We start from the raw sequence: 1,433 nt of genomic DNA, 5'->3' as shown, positions 1-1,433 counted from the left end.
AGATCTTCTATATCAAATTAAGAGAGATCCAGGTGCGCTTAGCTCACAGGATTCTCAGCTCCCATCAGGCCTGCAGCTTGGTACGGGTGTTCGTGTTGTTGGAACGGTTAAAGAATTTAGTCAAGGCTCAATGCAGGTAACGGAGCGTCCTCTAGATATGGCGATCTCTGGTCGAGGCATGTTTCAGATTGCCTTACCTGACGGGTCTACCGCATACACGCGCGATGGTAGATTTCAGATTAATTCAGATGGGCAAGTTGTGACCGCTAACGGCCACGCCTTAGAGCCAGCCATTACTATTCCAGAAGGAATGAACGAAATTACGATTGGCGAAGATGGCGTGATTACAGGCACTGTTGCGGGTGACCCAGCTTTGCAGAACCTTGGGCAAATTGATCTTGCAGATTTTATTAACCCGCAAGGTTTAAAAGCCATTGGTAATAACTTGTTCCGCGAAACCGAAGCTAGTGGCAATCCAATTGTTGGCACGCCTGGCTTAGATGGAATTGGCACGGTGAGCCAAGGCATGTTGGAAACCTCAAACGTAGATGTTGTGACTGAGTTGGTGAACATGATTACCACGCAGCGCGCCTACGAAATGAACTCAAAAGTCGTTTCGACTGCAGATCAAATGCTGCAGTTTATCTCGCAGAACGTGTAATGCTGTTGTTGAGTTTTTGTCTATGTTGAACGTAATCAAAGCTGCATTGAAACTTGCTAATACGCTTGCCATTTTGGCGAGCGTTGGTTGTGCTGCGATTACGCGAGAGCACCCTGTTCCGGATGATCCCAGATATGCGCCGATCCCTGCGCAAAGCTTGCGCATGGGTGAACCTGTGACCGGTAGTATTTTTCAATCTCATCGCCAGTTTAGTGTCTATGGCGATCAAGTTGCGATCAATGTCGGTGACATCTTGACCGTGAACCTGCAAGAGTCCACGCGAGCGAGTAAAAGCGCAGACACGACTTATGACAAAAGCGATGAAGTCGACTTTAACGAAGCGAATATTCTCGGCAATACCATCAGCTTTAAGGGTATGAGCTTAGCAACCGATCCATCGTTTGAACGCGAATTTGAGGGCTCAGCTGAATCTGGGCAAAGCAATAGTCTTGCGGGTGCTATTTCAGTCACTGTTGCTGAGGTGTTTCCTAACGGATTACTTCGCGTGCAAGGTGAGAAATGGTTGAGTTTGAATCAAGGGGATGAGTACATCCGTTTAACTGGTCTGATTCGACCTCAAGATATCGGTATTGATAACACGGTTCCGTCTTCAAAAATTGCGAATGCCCGAATCGCATATGGTGGCACGGGTGAGTTTGATCAAGTGAATCGACAAGGTNGGTTGACGCGATTCTTTAACAGCGAATGGTGGCCTCTGTAGTAGGGAGCGTTAATGATGCTGAGACAATTATCTTTTCTAATAAATTTATTA

Annotated in this window: 2 protein-coding genes; both read left to right on the top strand. The window is 46.8% G+C overall.

The genetic code is table 11. The features are described 5' to 3' along the window. The coding region (flgG, locus tag A3738_RS12660; RefSeq protein WP_068501528.1) for a flagellar basal-body rod protein FlgG at nucleotides 1–661 on the top strand (661 nt) is incomplete at its 5' end. 22 nt (nucleotides 662–683) lie between these two features. Next, complete coding sequence (gene flgH, locus A3738_RS12655) at nucleotides 684–1,382, top strand: flagellar basal body L-ring protein FlgH (RefSeq protein ID WP_068763616.1); 699 nt, start codon at nucleotides 684–686, stop codon at nucleotides 1,380–1,382. The last annotated feature ends 51 nt before the right edge of the window (nucleotides 1,383–1,433 follow it).

The organism is Oleiphilus sp. HI0066, assembly GCF_001635725.1.
This window is presented reverse-complemented; position numbering and strand designations above follow the sequence as displayed.